At 69.8% G+C, this 16,831-nt stretch carries 9 protein-coding genes; 5 read left to right on the top strand and 4 right to left on the bottom strand.

From position 1 onward, the window contains the following. The first annotated feature begins 216 nt into the window (after positions 1-216). From DFR72_RS22570 to DFR72_RS22560, 3 genes are read left to right on the top strand one after another with little or no spacing between them, the layout of a single operon-like run. Positions 217-1,620, top strand: a complete 1,404-nt coding sequence (locus tag DFR72_RS22570) for a BNR repeat-containing protein (RefSeq protein ID WP_245983368.1) — start codon at positions 217-219, stop codon at positions 1,618-1,620. 1 nt (position 1,621) lies between these two features. Then, on the top strand, positions 1,622-4,462 hold the full coding sequence (locus tag DFR72_RS22565; RefSeq protein ID WP_177224526.1) for a glycoside hydrolase: 2,841 nt from the start codon (positions 1,622-1,624) through the stop codon (positions 4,460-4,462). Positions 4,463-4,510: 48 nt separating this feature from the next. Further along, entirely contained in the window at positions 4,511-5,230 is a 720-nt protein-coding gene (locus tag DFR72_RS22560; RefSeq protein ID WP_170176353.1) for a DinB family protein, read from the top strand. Here the strand turns inward: DFR72_RS22560 and DFR72_RS22555 are convergent. Beyond that, positions 5,227-6,228, bottom strand: coding sequence for an SGNH/GDSL hydrolase family protein (locus DFR72_RS22555; RefSeq protein ID WP_090064730.1), 1,002 nt, complete (start codon positions 6,226-6,228; stop codon positions 5,227-5,229). The genes DFR72_RS22560 and DFR72_RS22555 overlap by 4 nt on opposite strands. Continuing rightward, a complete protein-coding gene (locus tag DFR72_RS22550) occupies positions 6,225-8,474 on the bottom strand; it encodes a rhamnogalacturonan lyase (protein ID WP_090064729.1) in 2,250 nt (749 codons plus the stop codon). The genes DFR72_RS22555 and DFR72_RS22550 overlap by 4 nt, the downstream gene beginning before the upstream one ends. A 199-nt stretch (positions 8,475-8,673) precedes the next feature. Between DFR72_RS22550 and DFR72_RS22545 the strand changes: the two genes are divergently transcribed. Continuing rightward, positions 8,674-10,833 carry a glycosyl hydrolase family 95 catalytic domain-containing protein gene (locus tag DFR72_RS22545; RefSeq protein ID WP_090064728.1) on the top strand — a complete coding sequence of 720 codons (2,160 nt, stop codon included), beginning with the start codon at positions 8,674-8,676 and terminating at the stop codon, positions 10,831-10,833. Positions 10,834-10,893: 60 nt separating this feature from the next. On the opposite strand, the gene DFR72_RS22540 is transcribed toward DFR72_RS22545, so the two are convergent. Continuing rightward, positions 10,894-12,186 (bottom strand): jacalin-like lectin, encoded by a 1,293-nt coding sequence (locus DFR72_RS22540; protein WP_090065213.1) that lies wholly within the window; start codon positions 12,184-12,186, stop codon positions 10,894-10,896. After that, a complete protein-coding gene (locus tag DFR72_RS22535) occupies positions 12,186-13,991 on the bottom strand; it encodes a ricin-type beta-trefoil lectin domain protein (protein WP_245983367.1) in 1,806 nt (601 codons plus the stop codon). The genes DFR72_RS22540 and DFR72_RS22535 overlap by 1 nt, the downstream gene beginning before the upstream one ends. Before the next feature lie 438 nt (positions 13,992-14,429). Between DFR72_RS22535 and DFR72_RS22530 the strand changes: the two genes are divergently transcribed. Then, complete coding sequence (locus DFR72_RS22530) at positions 14,430-16,694, top strand: cellulase family glycosylhydrolase (RefSeq protein WP_090065212.1); 2,265 nt, start codon at positions 14,430-14,432, stop codon at positions 16,692-16,694. The last annotated feature ends 137 nt before the right edge of the window (positions 16,695-16,831 follow it).

Raw genomic sequence — 16,831 nt, 5'->3', positions numbered from 1 at the left:
CTGTGGCAAGAACAATCGCGCGCCGCACGCTGAACCTCCATGTTCAGGCAGAACTGAACACAAGTGAACAGTCGAGCTGGAGAGGCGACAAGAGGCCACGAGGTCCGTGCCGTTCACATGGTGCCCACTGTTATCGAACAACTCGACGCTTGCGTTCGATTTTGTTCGACCTCACGATCCGGGGAACAGGCCGAACCACGACCAGCCGGGGGAACCGTGAAGAGGACAGTGCTGTGCTTGGTGACCGCGGTGCTGCTGGCGTCGCCAGGACCCGCGGTGGGTGCGCCCGCGGCGGCACCGGCCGTGAGCCTCGTGGGCGACACGCTGCTCGATCCTTCGGCGCTGTACTTCGTGTCCTACGACGGGGTGGTGAACAACAACTCGTTCCAGCAGGACGCGATCCTGACCTACCAGGGACGTCAGTACGCCACCTGGTACACCGCGAGCCGCAACGCCGTGGTGGCGCGGCGGACCGTCGGCAGCACGCGGTGGGAGAGCGTGGTCCTGCCGCACGAACTCAGCACCGACGACTCGCACAACGTGATCTCGCTGGGGATCTCCCCGCAGGACAACACGATCCACGTCGCGTTGGACGCGCACAACACGCGCTTGTTCTACTTCCGGTCCCAGCCCGGCCTCGCGTCCGGCGCCCAGCAGTGGAACGCTGGCGCGTTCGGTGCGGTGCAGCGCACGCTCGGCGGCGTCGAGCTCGGTTCCATGACGTACCCGCAGTTCGTGGTGACGCCCGAGGGAAGGCTGCAGTTCAGCTACCGCACGGGTGGTTCCGGCAACGGTGTCAACGAGCTGGCCGAGTACTCCGGCGGCACGTGGCGCAAGCTCGGCGGCTGGTCCTCCGCCACCGGTTCGTACACCGGCCCGAACGGCGTGGTGTCCACGACCCGCAACATGTACCTGCACGGCTTGACCTATGACCGGAATGGACGGTTGCACGCCGCCTTCACTTGGCGTGAAGGCAATGCCGGTGTGCTGTGCAACCCGGGCGGGCTGACCAACCACGACACCGGCTACGTCTACAGCGACGACCGCGGCCGGACGTGGCGCAACGGTGCCGGAACCGTCGTGGGCACGACCGGGGGCGCGCCTGTGAACGTCGGCTCGCCGGGTCTGGTCGCCGATCCGCTCGACCCGAACCACGGCCTGATGAACCAGGAGAGCCAGGCAGTGGACGCCCAGGGCAGGCCGCACGTGGTGATCAGCTACGTCCCCGGCCGGTTCACCCAGTGCGTGTCGAACTACGCCCAGCAACGCACGCAGTACGGCCGCACGTTCCACGTCTTCCGCGGCGCGGACGGCAGGTGGACCAAGATGGAGGTCCCGGTCCCGCCGAACAGCAGCCAGCGCACGAAGATCGTGTTCGACCGGGACGACAACGCGTACCTCGTGCTGCCGCGCGGGAAGATCGTGGCGGCCAGCAAGGCGAGTGGCTGGACGGACTGGACGACGTTGTTCGACCGCCCGTCGCTGCAGGCGTTCGGCGAGGTGAACGTGGACGCCTCGCGCCTAGCGTCCCAGGGCATCCTGTCGGTGCAGTACCAGCAGACCTCCAGCGGCACCACGCCGTCGCCGATCCGCGTCGCCGACTTCCGCCTGGGGGCCTGACATGACGAGGCTTCTGCTGGCTCTCACCCTCGTCGCCGCCGGCCTCTCCACGCCGGTCGCGGCCGCGGACCCGTTGCCGCAGAACGCGGTCACCGTGCGCGTCGACCCGTCGTACCAGCAACCGGAGTTCGAGGGCTGGGGCACCAGCCTGGTGTGGTTCGCGAACATCACCGGCGGCTATCCGGAGCCGATCCGCCGCCGGCTCGTCGACCTGCTGTTCGGCGAGGACGGACTGCGCCTGAACATCGCGCGGTACAACATCGGCGGCGGCAACGCGCCCGACGTCCGCAAGGACTACATGAAGAAGGGCGCGACGATGGAGGGCTTCTGGAAAGCCCCTCCCGGCACCACGCGCGAGGACGTGGACTGGTGGCAGCCGGACAACCCGGACCACTGGGACTTCTCCGCGGACGCCAACCAGCGCTGGTGGGTCGACCAGGTCAAGCGCAAGGTCACCAAGTGGGAGGCGTTCAGCAACTCGCCGCCGTGGTTCCAGACCGTCAGCGGCTACGTCTCGGGCGGGTTCGACCCGAACATCGACCAGATCCGCCGCGACCGCGTCGAGGACTTCGCCACCTACCTGGCGCGCGTGACCCAGGAGGTCGAACGCGCGCACGGCATCAAGTTCGACACGCTCGCTCCGTTGAACGAGCCCAACACGAACTACTGGGGCACGCAGATCGGCCCCGACGGACGGCCGGCCGGGGGACGCCAGGAGGGCGCGCACGCGGGACCGGAGTTGCAGCAGGAAGTTCTGCTCGCCGCGCGGCGCGCGCTCGACGAGCTGCGGTCGCGGGTGAAGGTGTCCGCGATGGACGAGACGAACCCCGGAACGTTCGTGCGCAACTGGAACCGCTACGGCCCGGCGCGGGACGTCGTCGACCAGCTCAACGTGCACACCTACGGCACGGGCCAGCGCACCAGCGTCCGCGACATCGCCAAGGGCGCTGGCGAGAAGCTCTGGATGAGCGAGGTCGAGGGCACCTGGGGCAACGGCACCACCGACTACACGAGCATGGAGCCCGGTCTGGGCATGGCGACCAGGATGCTCGAGGACATCCGCGAGCTCGAACCGTCCGCGTGGGTGTTCTGGCAGCCCGTCGAGGACACCGCCCCGCAGACGGCCGCCGGCAAGAACTGGGGCAGCATCCACATCCCGTTCGACTGCACCGCGGACGCCACGCTGGAGTCCTGTCCGATCAGGACCAACACCAAGTTCCACACCATCCGCAACTTCACCCACTTCGTCCGGCCGGGAGACCGGTTCGTCAAGACCGACGACCCGTCGAGCGTCGCCGCGGTGAAGCGGTCCGGTCTGGACGCGACGGTCGTGCACGTCAACAGCGGCAACGCCGGCCGCGCGGTGACGCTGGACCTGTCGCGGTTCGGGCTCGTCTCGCCGCTGGCCAAGGTGACGCCGGTGGTCACCGACGCGTCCGGTGCCCTCGTGCGCGGCAACCCGGTGCGGGTGAAGGGGAAGTCGGCCACGCTCTCCGTGCCGGCGAAGTCGGTCACCACGTTCCTCGTCGACGGTGTGGCGGGGGTGTCCGGCGACGCCGCGCTCGTCCAGCCCGATCACGTGTACCGAATCGCCTCTGGTGGGAAGTCCTTGCAGCCGTCCGACGACTGGGCGGCAGCGGTGCTCCGGACCACCGACACGGCGAGTGCGCGACAGCTGTGGGCGGTGCGGAAACTGGGCTTCGGCGGCGGAAACCGCGAGCGCTACGAGATCGTCAGCGCCGTGACCGGAACCCGGCTGGCCGCATCGGGTGACGCCGTCGTGCTCCAGCCGGGCGGGGACGCCGCGGCTCAGTGGATCATGTCGACGACCGGCGACGGCAGCTGGACGTTCGTCAACGCCGCCACCGGCACGTTGATCGACGCGACCGGGGAGGCCGTGTCGGCGAAGACCCCGACCTCCGGCGCGAGCCAGCGCTGGACTCCGGTCGACGAGACCGCGCAACGGGTGCAGGACACCGCTGTGTTCACGGTTCCCAAGCTTCGGCCCGTGCTGCCGCAGTCCGTGACGCCGGTGTACCCGGACGGAGTGCGAGGCGCGCTACCCGTGGCCTGGAACCTCCCGCCGGACTGGCAGTGGCAGCAGCCAGGGACCGTGCGCGTCCACGGCACGGCGACGGACGTCCTCGGCCGAAAGCTGCCCGCATTGGCCGTGGTCACCGTCGACACGATCGCCTCGACACTGCCCGCCCGCGCGAAGACCTACGTCGGCGGGCGGCCCGAACTTCCCTCCACCGTCACGGGGGTGGGCAAACGGGGCGGCAAGGCCGAACTTCCCGTCGTGTGGGACTCAGCGGTGTTCGACCACGTCGGAACGGTGACGGTCACCGGACGCGCCCAGGTCGTCGACGGCAGCACGGTGGCCGCGGCGGCGGTGGTCCAGGTGACCGAGCCCGTCGAGGTGAACGCGGCGCTGGACGCGACCGTCGCGGCGACGTACACCGAGTCCGGCTACTCCGCGGACCGGCTGCGCAACGGCGTCACGGAGGAGAAGGCGTGGTCGAACTGGAGGTCCGGCACCAAGAACCCCGCCGACACGATCACCTTCACCCTGCCCGGAACCCGTGACCTCACGCGGGTGGCCGTGCACTCCCACCGCGACGGTGAGGGCGGCATCGCCCAGAGCCTCGAGGTCCAGGTGCGCACGGTCGGCGGCACGTGGGTCGACGCGAGTGGTGACGTCGAAGTCACCGCGCTGCGGACGGAGGTCGTGCTGAACCCCTCGCCGCCCGCGACCGCCGTGCGAGTCGTCCTGACCGCGCGTCCGTCCGGATACCTCACCCTCGGCGAGATCGAGGTGCTGGCGAAGGCACCTGCTTGGTGAGCGGCAGCGGAGCCCGGACTGTCGGTGCTCGGACCTACTATGCGGAGCATGACTCGATATGTGGACGAGGACCTGCACGGCGCGGAGTTCCGCGAGTGCGATCTGACCGGGGCGCGCCTGATCGGTGTCGTCCTGCAGGACGCCGTGATCGACGGGCTCGTCACGAACCTCGTGGTGAACGGCGTTGAGGTCAGCGCGTACGTCGAGGCGGAGTTGGACCGGCGTCACCCGGTGCGGGTGCTGATCCGTTCCGAGGACCCCGCCGATCTGCGGGAGGCAGCGCGCCGGCTCCATGCAGGCTGGGCCGCCACGTTCGAACGGATCCGCCGGACGCCCGGCATCGAGCGCCGCAGCGTGAACGACGAGTGGTCGGCGGTGCAGACGTTGCGCCATCTGGTCTTCGTGCACGACTCGTGGTTCCGCCGCTGCTGCCTGGGCTCGACGGAGCTGTTCACGCCGATGGGCATCGGACCGACGGTCGAGCCCTACCGTGAAGCGCACGGGCTCGACCTGTCGCTCGATCCGGCCCTCGACGAGATCGTGGGCGTGCGTGCCGCACAGGCCGCCGAGCTCGAGGCCTGGCTCGACGAGGCCACCGCCGCGCAGCTCGCAGCGGTGGCGCCCGTGCCCGACGGCGACGTCTGGCCGCCGTACGCGCGGGGCCGTTCGGTGCGGCAGTGCCTGCGCACGGTGCTCAACGAGACCTTCGAGCACCACGGCTTCTGCGTCCGCGACCTCGACCTGGTCGAGGCACAGAACGCCGGTTAGATCCTGGCGGCCACGATCGGTGCCAGCCTGTCGGCGATCTTGCGGTGACCCTGGTCGTTGGGGTGCACGTTGTCCGTCGTGTCAGTGGCCTCGTTGATCCAGCCCAGCGTGTCGACGAAGTGCACGTTGCGGTCGCCGCCGTCGGTGAGCGCCTTCACCGCCGCCTGGGTCTCCGGGACGTACCGCTTGCGGAACGTGGCGAGAGCGAAGATCGCCGCGGTCGGGTACTTCTCCCGCGCACGCCGCAGGAGCGTGACGTAGGAGGAGCGGAATTCCTCCTTGGTGACGCTGTGGCCGACGTCGTTGGTGCCGAGGTTGATCACGACGGCGTTCGCCTTGTAACGGCCGAAGTTCCACGCGGGCGCGTTCAGCGCCAGGCCGGTGCGCAGGAAACCCTCGCGCATGCTCAGGCACCCGTCCGCCGCGGGGTGCAGGCACGCGCCGCCCACCGCGATCTGCGTGTGGCCGGTCTTGAGCTTCTCGCCGGTCAGCCAGCCGTACGCGGTGAGCGCCTGCTTCGACGACTGCTGGCCGACCGTGATCGAGTCGCCGACGAACTCGACGGTCTTCGACGGCACGGTGGGCGCGAAGGTGCGTGCGCCGGTGTCGATCTCGATGCCCTGGTACACCGCGTCGCCCTTGTAGGAGCCCGCGATGGGGCGGTAGGAGACGCGGAGGGTGTGGTTGCCCGCGGCCAGTGGTGACGGGGTGAGGTCCACCGTGCCGGTCCGGTTCACGTAGGACACGTCAGGCCCGCCGTCGATGCTCACGAAGAAGTCGATCGCGCGACGTTGCTTGAGCTTCACCGTCCGGCCGGTGAAGCCGACGACGAGGTAGGCGCCCGCCCACTCGGAGACGTAGGCGCTCGACGAGCTCGTGTTCCAGCGGCCGAAGTACCGGACGCTCGGGTCGGTGGGCGAGCTCGTGGTGGCGGCGGACGCCGTCGGTACCGCGGTGCTCAGGAGCACCACCACCGAGACGAGAAGTCCTTTGATCATGATCCGGCCAATCGGTGGGAGGGCAGGGGAACGCGCGACCAGTCGACGTCCGAGGCGAGGTAGAAGCCCGGGTACGACGGCTGGTTGTAGGTGGTCTGCTGGCGGGCGACGTCGACGCGGTACTGGCGGTCGTGCATGAGCGTGTACATCTTGTGGTTCGTCGGTTCGGTGCTGAGGTAGAAGCGCAGCGCCGTGCTGTCCTGCGTGCGCACGACCAGTTCCTCGCGCCAGTCGCCGAACACGTCGGCCACGAGCGACGGGTTTCCCTTGGTGCCGTTGTTGGTGCGCGTTCCGGTGGCGGTGAGCAGCGTGCCGCGCCGCCAGTCCTCGACGGCCGGCGTCACGTCCTGGGCGCCGGTCACGATCTGGGTGGTCAGGTCACCGGCCCAGCGGATGCTCATGTTCGTTCCGGGAGAACGGGTGTCGAGCCGCCGGCCGTCCGCGCTCCAGGTGCCCCCGGAGTCCGAGCCGTTCGGCATGGACGACCACGTCTCGAGGCCGGGCACGTCCGGGCGGACGTCGCCGATCATGCCGCGGCCGGTGTCCATCCCGGAGTAGGCGCCGTAGATCGTCGCGCCGGTGCGGGCGTCGCGCAGCGCGTAGCCGTACGGGGCGGAGCGGGCGCCCTCGTGGACCATGTAGATCTCGAGGCCGGGACGGTTCGGGTCGATGTCGGTGACGTGCAGGGCATCACCGTGCCCGACTCTCGCTTCGGCTCCTGGTTCCACGCTGCCCGGCGGCAGCACGCCGACCGAGCTGTACGACAACGAGCCGTTGTCGTCGAGCGTCGCGCCGCCGTAGACGATCTCCTGCTTGCCGTCACCGTCCACGTCGGCGACGCTCAACGAGTGCGAACCCTGCGTCGTGAGCTTGGCATGACTCGGGTTCGTGCCGTCGCGGCCGTGCGGGGAGTCGCGGAACGGGTTCGTCATCGGCACCCAGCCGCTGTCGGCGAGCCAGCGCTTCCTGAGCCGCCTCCCGTCCCAGTCGTAGGTCGCGACCGTGGAACGGGTGTAGTAGCCGCGCGCGAAGATCGCGGACGGGCGCTTGCCGTCCAGGTAGGCGACTCCCGACAGGAACCGGTCGACGCGGTTGCCCGGTTCGATGCGGGACATCGCGTAGTCGCCCCACATCAGCCCGTCGTCGGTGCGGCCGGGTTCGTAGCGCACGGTCTGCAGCTCGCGTCCCGTGGCGCCGTCGAACACCGTCAGGTACTCCGGGCCGTCGACGATGAAACCGGCGAACTGGCGCAGCTTGTTGTTGGCGCTGCGGGACGGCGCGTAGACGTCGATGAAGTGGTCGACCAGCGCGGTCGCGTCCTCTGTGGACAAGGGGTAGGCGTACCGCTGCTCGATGCCGAACGCCTGCTCCAGCGTCGCGGGCCACCGGCCGGCGACCACCTCGGGATGGGAGGTCCAGCCGCGGAACACTCCGACGAGGTGGTCGCGGTAACCCTCCGGGCTGAGCCGGTAGTCGTCGGTGTGCCGGTACCCGGCGCGCACGTCCTCGTGCGGCATCGTGACGAACCGCTCGCGGCCGTCACGAGTGCCCGGCGCGGTCTTCGTCATCAGCTCCGCGCGGCCGTCGCCGTCGAAGTCGTAGACCAGGAACTGCGTGTAGTGCGCGCCCGCCCGGATGTTCACGCCGAGGTCGATCCGGTGCAGCAGCGTGCCGTCGAGGCGGTACGTGTCGAGGTACACCGGTCCGGTGTAGCCGACCTGCGAGACGTCCTTGGAGTTGCTGGGATCCCACTTGACGACGTACTCGTACCGGCCGTCGCCGTCCACGTCACCGACGCTGACGTCGTTGGCGGAGTAGGTGTAGCGCTCACCGGCCGGCGTCACGCCGTCCGCGGGCTTGCGCAACGGCAGGTCGTGGTGGGACGCCGCCCACGGCGTCACGGGTTTGCTGCGCCCCAGCGGAACACCGCGTCGCACGGGAGCGACCTGGTACCGCGCACCAGGAGTCGCGCCGGTGTCGAGGTAGGTGGTGCTGTCGGTGACGGTCGCGATGCGCTTCCCGTCCCGGTACACCGCGAAGCCGGGTCCCGAGAGGCCGGTGGCGGTGGCGCCGGTGGCTTCCCGGCCGAGCAGGCGCCAGCTCAGGTGCACGCCGCCGTCGACGGACGCCGCGACGAGCCCGCGGTCGAGGCGCTCGCCGGGGGTGGGGTGCGCGGACGCGGGCAGCTGCCCGGCCAGGACGGCGGTGAACACCAACGGCAGCAGAACCCCTCGTCGCAGATTCACGACGGCTACGATGAACCTTGTCCAGCTCCTGACGCAAGGGTCTGAATGTGTTGCTGCATAATGCGGAAAGCGTTTTCCTGCGCGATCGTCGAATTCAGGGCGCCGTTCGACGGAAGAGGTGTCGAACGAGTCGAATCGACGTCATCGACTCCGTGAACCACCGAGGTCGGCGGGGCGCCGGCGCGGTGGTGGTGCCGCGATGACCCGCCTGTGGTTCGAGGCCCCCGCCGCGGCGTGGGAGGAAGCGTTGCCGCTGGGCACCGGCAGGCTCGGCGCGATGTGCTTCGGCGGCGTCGGCACCGAACTGGTACAGCTCAACGACGACCGGCTGTGGACGGGGTCGCCGCTGCCGGCGCCGTCCGGTGATCCGGGTCTGGTGGAGCAGGCCCGTGCGCACGTGCTGGCGGGCTCACCCCGTGCGGCGGAGGAGGTGTTGCTCCGCGTCCAGGGGCCCGACACCGCGAAGTACCAGCCGCTGGCCGACGTCTCGCTGGTCGGTGACCCCGGCCGCGCCGAGGCCTACCGGCGCGAGCTCGACCTGCGCACCGGCGTGTACTCGGTCTCCTACCGGACCGGGGACGCGGTGGTGCGGCGGGAGGCCGTGTGCCACGCGGGCCTGCACGTCCTGGCGCTGCGGGTGACCGGTACCGGCGTGAGCCCGGTGCTGCGCGGGTCGCTGCCCGGTGAGCACTTCACGTCGTCCGGCGGGGTCGTGGGAGTCCGGGGCGTGGTGCCGTCCGGGATGGCCTGGGCGGCGGTCGTGGCGGTGGACGGCGACACTGTCTACGTCACCACCGAGACCGGCTACCGCGGGCCCGGCGCCGCGCCGGTGGACGATCCCGCCGAATGCTCCCGCGTGGCGGTCGAGCGGGCCGAACAGGCCCGCGAGCTGGGCTGGGCGACGTTCCGCGACCAGGCCGTCCAGGCCCACCGGACGTTGTTCGACCGGGTGAGCCTCCAGCTGGGCCCGGTGCCGGACCTGCCGACCGGCGAGCGGATCGCGCGGCCCGACCGGGCGTTGCCGGCGTTGCTGTTCCAGTACGGCCGCTACCTGCTGATCACCAGCTCCCGGCCGGGCACGCTGCCCGCGAACCTGCAGGGCATCTGGAACCCCCACACCGATCCGCCGTGGCGCGGCAACTACACGCTCAACATCAACCTGCAGATGAACTACTGGCCGGCCGAGGTCACCGCGCTGCCCGAGTGCCACGAGCCGCTGCTGGAGTTCGTCGCACAGCTGTCCGGACCCGGTGCGGCGACCGCGAAGGCGCTCTACGGCGCGCCGGGCTGGGTGGCGCACCACAACAGCGACCCGTGGTGCCTCACCACCCCGGTCGGCGACGGCGGCGGCGACCCGGCGTGGGCGAACTGGCCGATGGCCGCGGCGTGGCTGTGCCGGCACCTGCGGGAGCACTACGCGTTCACCGGTGACGTCGACTGGTTGCGCGAGCACGCCTGGCCGGTGCTGCGCGGCGCGGCCGAGTTCTGCCTGCACTGGCTGGTCCCGCGCGACGGCGTGCTCACGACGGCGCCGTCGACGTCCCCCGAGAACCACTACCTGGCCGGGGGAGAACCGGTCGGGGCCGGCATCGGGTCGACGATGGACCTGGCGCTGACGGCGGACCTCTTCTCCGGTCTGGTCGAGGTCGCCGAGGTGCTGGGGTTGCACGACGACGTGGTGGACCAGGTGCGGAAGGTCGAGCTGCCGCCACCTCCGGTCGGATCGCACGGCGGCCTGCTGGAGTGGGCCGACGAGGTGCCCGACGCGGAACCGGACCACCGGCACGTGTCGCACCTGTACGGCCTCTACCCCGGTGACCAGATCGATCCCGTGCGCACCCCGGAACTGGCCGAGGCCGCCCGGCGCGCGCTCGTCGCCAGGGGAGACGCGGGCACGGGCTGGTCACTGGCCTGGAAGGCCGCGCTGTGGGCACGGCTCGGCGACGGCGACCGGGCGCACGCGTTGATGTCGATGTTGCTGACGGAGGCGACGGACGGCAGCCCGCACGGGGGAGGGGTGTACCGGAACCTGCTGTGCGCACACCCTCCCTTCCAGATCGACGGCAACTTCGGCGCCACCGCCGCGATCGCGGAGATGCTGTTGCAGAGCCACACCGGCGAGCTGCGCCTGCTGCCCGCGCTGCCCTCGGCGTGGCCGACCGGGGTGGTGCGCGGACTGCGGGCGCGGGGCGGCGTGGTGGTCGACCTGTGGTGGGACGGAGGGGAGCTGAAAGCTGTCGCGTTGCGAGGTCTCCGCGGTGAGAAGACGGTTGTGGTGACGTGCCAGGGACACGCGGCGGAGGTGACTGTCCGGCAGGACGTTCAGCTGATGCTCGGTGAGAAGCTCATCCCGCGGTGACGAACGTCCGCGCCCTGCACGGGGCGCGGACGTCGTCGACGTCTCCGGTCAGCTGGTCGTTCAGGCGGGCACGAAGATCGCGCCGAGCCGGTCGACCTCGGTACCCGACCGGCCGGTGAACCCGGCGATGCGCCAGCCCGCGGGTGCGGTGGCGGTGAGCGTCTCCCCGGTCGGCTGCCCCGCCGAGAGCGTGCGCCCCCGGTTGGTGGTGAAGGCGGCCGAGAACACCCGCGTGCGGCCGTTGTACTTGCTCTGGCTCAGTGTCGCGGACACGAAGTGCTCACCCGGCTCGAGCGTGAGCGACGTGGCCGTGCCGCCAGAGCCGCCGTGGGTGAGCGTCGTGCCGTTCGTGAGCGTGGCCGAGATCTGGTCCAGCCTGCTGCCACCGCGCAATGTGAGCGTGCGCACGGCCCCCAGGTCGACCGCCGCGACGTCGGTGAACGGGCTTCCGTGCGGACCGCCGGCCTCGGCGCTGAGCTGGATGTCGTCGTCCGCCGTCCAGTCGAACCGGGTGGCGATCGGGTAGTGGTCGGACAGCGGCCTGCCCTGGGAGTCGAGGAACGCCGCGTTGTCGTTGCGGTAGTCCCGTGCGGTCAGCGTGATCTGCCGGTTGCCCCGGTAGAGGATCTTGTCGACGACCTCGCAGGAGTCGGTGACCGCGGCCGGGTCGCACACGAGTGCCGGGGCGCCCGCCGCGGGTGCCTGGCCGCCGCGTTCGAGCTGGACCCACGCGTCGGTCAGGCCGTTGGTGGTGACGAGCTCGCGGATGTTGTCGGCCTCGCGGGTGTAGCGGGTGTTGGTGTCGCCCATGACGATGACGGCGTTGCCCGCCGAGTTCGCGGCGATGTACCGGGACAGCTGGGTGATGTTCGACCTGCGCGCCGCGAGGTCGGCGGTCTCGGTGCCCGCGTTGGGGTGCAGGTTGTACAGGTCGACGCTCACCCCGGGCGCCAGCGTGATCCGCTTGTAGGTGAACCCCTTGGGCGTGAGGCAGTCCGTGCCGTTGCAGGACGACCACTTCGTGCGTTCGAGGTCGCCGTAGGGCCGGTGCGACAGCGTGTTCAGGCCGCTGCCGAACGGAACCCCGCCGCTGGTGGGCGTGCGGTGGGCGTGGTTGTCGCCCGCGTACAGGGCCGCGTGGTAGTTGAAGTCCTCCTGGACGTTGACGACGTCGTAGGGCGCGAGACGCGGGCTGAGCAACGGCGTGTTCACGGCGGGGTCGCCGGACGACAGCGGCTCCGGCAGGCCCGCCACGTTGTAGGTCAGCACCTCGAAGCTGCCACCGGTGGTGGCGTGTGCCGGCGTGGCGAGCGCTGCCAGCACCACGGGGATCAGGAGCAGGGGTCTGATCATCAGTTGCGCGTCCACTTCTGGTTGGCGGCGCCGTTGCACGTCCACAGCACGAGCTTCGTGCCGTTGGTCGTCGCCGCGTTGTAGGCGTCGAGGCAGAGACCGGACTGCACACCGGTGATGGTGCCGTCGGGGTTGACGTTCCACTGCTGGTTGGTGCCACCGGTGCAGTCGTAGATGGCGACCTTCGTGCCGTTGGTGGTGCCGTGGTCCCACGCGTCGAGGCACTTGTTGCCGTAGACCACTAGCTCCTTGCGTGCGGTGTGCGTGAACGTCTGCTGCTCGCCGCCGTTGCAGTCCCACAACTGGGCCTGCGTGCCGTTGGTGATCGTGTTGCCGTTGATGTCGGCGCACCGGCCGGACGGCGAACCGACCACCTCGGTGCCGGCCGTGCCAGGGAGTTCGCGCACCTCGACGGCCGTCACCCCGGTTCCGGACACCGTCAGGGAGTTGGTCCCCTTCGCCAGTGACACGATCGCGGACACGGTGCCCCTGGCGGTCGGCGGAAGTGCGAGCGTGGTGGGGATCTGGCTCCCGTTGACCTGCAGGGTGCTCTGGTGGGCGACGCGGTCGCCGTTGGTGTACTCGAACGTGGCGACCGCCAGCCCGCCGGTTGTGGCGGTGATGCCGGTGGCGCGGGAGTTCACGACGGGGTACGTGGCGGCGCTCGCCTCCACACCGGCGACGGACAGCATCACCGCGTCACCCGCGGGGACCGTGACGCTGTGGCTGCCGTTGGTGACCGGTGTCGCGACGCCGCTCCACAGGTCGCGCACGGCCGCCGTCCGGCCCGCGAGGCCTAGATCGGCCAGCCTGAGCGTCATGGTGGCCGCCGAGGACGTCCGGTTGAGCAGGGCCACCGCCCTGCGCCCGTTGCCGGACAGCACCTTCGCGTAGACCTGCCGGTCGCGGACGTCCTCCGCGACCTCGACGGCGGGCAGGCCGCGCGGGTCCTGGCCCACGGCGAGCACCTCGCGGTTCGTCAGCACCGAGATCGTGCTGTCGTTCACCTTCGTCAGGTCGTTGCCGAGCAGCATCGGCGAACCACCGACCGCCCACAGGCTCATGTGCACCCGGCTCGCCGCGGCGGACAGGCCGGGCATGCCGACCATCATCATGTCCGGGTCGTTGTAGTAGCCGGTGTGCTGAGCGGTCGGCCGCTGGTTCTTGTCGAAGTTCTCGTGGACCATGTCGATCGACGGTGTCTCGTGCGCGAAGACGATGTCCGTTCCGGTGCGCCACAACGGGGCCATGCCCGGCGCCCAGTTCCACGGGTCGTTCTTGCCCCACTCGCAGATCGACAGCACCAGCTCACGTCCGGTGGCGGCGCTCGCCTTCGCGGTCGCGTCGCTGAGCGCCCGGTAGGTGCTGGGCGCGTCGAGCTCCTCGACGTCGGCGCCGCACCAGTCGACCTTGACGTAGTCGAAGCCCCACTGGGAGAACCGCAGCATGTCCTGCTCGTAGTGCCCCTCGCTGCCGGTGCCGGCGTGCGGAGGGCCGGGCGTGGGGAAGTAGTAGCCACAACCGTTCTTGCCCGCGTCGGTGTAGATCCCCGCCTTGAGCCCTTTGCCGTGGATGTAGTCGGCGATCGCCTTCATGCCACCGGGCCACTGGCTCTCGTCGACGGTGATGTCGCCCGCGCTGTCGCGGGTCCCCTTCCACCAGCCGGAGTCGATGTTGACGTACCGGTAGCCGGCGGCCGCGAGCCCGGACGACACCAGTGCGTCGGCCTGTGCCTTGATCACGCTGTGGTCGATGTTCTCGAAGAAGGTGTTCCAGGAGGCCCAGCCCATCGGTGCGGCAGGCACCCGGACCTGGTTCTGCGTGAGGGCGGGACCGGCCGAGGCCGAGGTGCCGCCGAATGCGGTAACGGTGCTCAGGGTGACTACTAGGACGAGAAAGCGTGTGAACGTTAACATCGTTGTTGCAGGCTCACTTTCCGCTTTGCAGGGTGTTTTCGAGGGAACGGCGTTCTGATAATGATGTGAGCGCTGACATACTGAGGGGACGGCGTATGGCCGTCAACCACCTGGCGGATGTTCGCGAAAGATTCGACGGACGCCTTCGACGGTGTGACAGAGGTTGTCGGCAGGACAAACCCGACGTCAGCCGCCTGTCCGCACCGGACAGGCTCCGGCGGTGGGCCACTCGGCGGTGTCCTCCGGTGATCGGCTGGCTAGTGTCCGAATTCCGGGAGCGCTCCCAGAACCCTTGTGACAGCCGACATTTTCCCCCAGGAGGTCGTCGTGACCTTGCGATTTCTCCGAGCGGTGGTGACAGGTCTGCTACTGGCGGCCTGTGTGGTCATCGCTCCCACCGCGGCGAACGCCGCCGCTCCCGCACGAGTGATGGCGCTCGGTGACTCGATCACCGGCTCCCCGGGGTGCTGGCGGGCGCTGCTCTGGAAACACCTGCAGGACACCGGGTACACCGACGTCGACTTCGTCGGCTCACTGCCGTCGCAGGGTTGCGGCTTCGCCCACGACGGCGAGAACGAGGGCCACGGCGGGTACCTCGCGACGGGCATCGCGCGGGACAACCAGCTCCCCGGCTGGCTCTCCTCGGCACGGCCGGACGTCGTGCTCATGCACCTGGGCACCAACGACGTCTGGAACAACATCCCGGCGAGCACGATCCTGAACGCCTACAGCACTTTGCTCGGCCAGATGCGGGCGAGCAACCCGGCGATCAAGCTGATCGTCGCCCAGATCATCCCGATGAACCCGTCGAACTGTTCCGCGTGCGGGCAGCGGGTGACCGACCTGAACGCCGCGATCCCCGGCTGGGCGCGGGCGAACAGCACGACGGCCTCGCCGGTCACGGTGGTGGACCAGTGGACCGGGTTCAGCACCGCGGCCGACACCACCGACGGCGTGCACCCCAACTCCTCCACCGGCATCCAGAAGATCGAGAGCCGCTGGTACCCGGCGCTCGTGTCCGCGCTGGGAGCCGAACCCCCGGCCGCCGTGGGCCTGCACGTCGAGGGCGCACGGGTCGTCGAGGGCAACGGCACCCCGTTCGTCATGCGGGGCGTGAACCACGCCCACGTCTGGTACCAGTCGCAGACGAGGGCGTTCGCGGACATCAAGTCCTTCGGTGCCAACACGGTGCGCGTCGTGCTCGGCAGCGGTCAGCGGTGGGGCCCGACCCCGGCGGCGGAAGTCGGGAGCGTCATCGGGCTGTGCAAGCAGTCGAAGCTGATCTGCGTGCTGGAGGTCCACGACACCACCGGGTACGGCGAGCAGAGCGGCGCCGCAACCCTCGACCAGGCGGCCAGCTACTGGATCAGCGTGGCCAGCGCGCTCAAGGGGCAGGAGAACTACGTCGTCATCAACCTGGGCAACGAGCCGTTCGGCAACAACGCCCAGGTCAGTGCCACGTGGGCAAGTGCGACGAGCAGCGCGATCAGCCGGCTGCGCGGAGCGGGCTTGCAGCACCTGCTGATGGCGGACGCACCGATGTGGGGCCAGGACTGGGGCAACATCATGCGCGACAACGCGGCGTCGGTGCTCAACGCCGATCCGCAGCGCAACACCGTGTTCTCCATCCACATGTACGGCGTCTACAACACCGCGGACAAGGTCAACGCCTACTTCGACTCGTTCAAGGCGGCGGGACTGCCCCTGGTGGTGGGGGAGTTCGGGCACAACCACAGCGACGGTGACCCTGACGAGGACACGATCCTGGCCCAGGCGCAGGCCCGCGGCCTCGGTTACCTCGGCTGGTCGTGGAGCGGCAACAGCAGCGACGTCGCGTACCTCGACATGGTCAACTCCTTCGACCCGGCGAGCCTGACCTCGTGGGGTCAGCGGATCCTCAACGGCGCCAACGGAATCCGGCAGACCTCGAAGGAGGCCACGATCTACGGCGGCGGCGATCCGGGTGACACCCAGGCGCCGTCGACGCCGGGCACCCCGACGTCGTCGGGCGTGACGTCCACGGGCCTGACGCTGAACTGGACGGCCTCGACGGACAACGTCGGCGTCACCGGGTACGACGTGCTCCGTGCCGTGGGCAGTGGTTCCTTCGCACAGGTGGGCTCGGCGGCCACGACCTCGTTCACCGACAGCGGCCTGACCCCCTCGACCACCTACCGGTACCAGGTGCGGGCGAAGGACGCGGCCGGCAACGTGTCGGCGAGTTCCGGCATCGTGTCGGCGACGACCGGCGCGGGTGGCGGCACCGGTGCCTGCAAGGTCGGTTACTCGGGTCAGAACTGGGGCGGCGGCAACGGCTTCACCGCCAGCATCGCCATCACCAACACCGGCACGAGTGCGCTCAACGGCTGGACGCTGGCCTTCAGCTACGCGAACGGCCAGCGCGTGACCCTGCCGGGGTGGGGTGCGACGTTCGCCCAGTCCGGCGCCGCCGTCACCGCGACCAACCTGGCGTGGAACGGTGCCCTCGCGCCGAACGCGTCCACGACCATCGGGTTCAACGGCACGTTCAGCGGGACCAACCCGGCGCCGTCGTCGTTCACACTGAACGGGAGCACCTGCACGGTCGCCTGACCTCGCTTTTAAACGATTCAACAGGCTGTCCGATTGCGGACAGCCTGTTGTCGTCTGCCTTGACACGCCTCCGCGCACCCAACACGCTGGGCCCGCTGCCGCGATTGAAACGTTTCATCCAGCGACGAAGGTGGAGG

The sequence above is a fragment of the Lentzea flaviverrucosa genome, assembly GCF_003350445.1.
Lineage (GTDB): Bacteria > Actinomycetota > Actinomycetes > Mycobacteriales > Pseudonocardiaceae > Lentzea > Lentzea californiensis.
This window is presented reverse-complemented; position numbering and strand designations above follow the sequence as displayed.

Bases quoted from the DNA above. Each gene is read 5' to 3' on its own strand.
- DFR72_RS22565 (WP_177224526.1), top strand. From the start codon at position 1,622: ATGACGAGGCTTCTGCTGGCTCTCACCCTCGTCGCCGCCGGCCTCTCC.
- DFR72_RS22560 (WP_170176353.1), top strand. From the start codon at position 4,511: ATGACTCGATATGTGGACGAGGACCTGCACGGCGCGGAGTTCCGCGAG.
- DFR72_RS22555 (WP_090064730.1), bottom strand. From the start codon at position 6,228: ATGATCAAAGGACTTCTCGTCTCGGTGGTGGTGCTCCTGAGCACCGCG.
- DFR72_RS22545 (WP_090064728.1), top strand. From the start codon at position 8,674: ATGACCCGCCTGTGGTTCGAGGCCCCCGCCGCGGCGTGGGAGGAAGCG.
- DFR72_RS22540 (WP_090065213.1), bottom strand. From the start codon at position 12,186: ATGATCAGACCCCTGCTCCTGATCCCCGTGGTGCTGGCAGCGCTCGCC.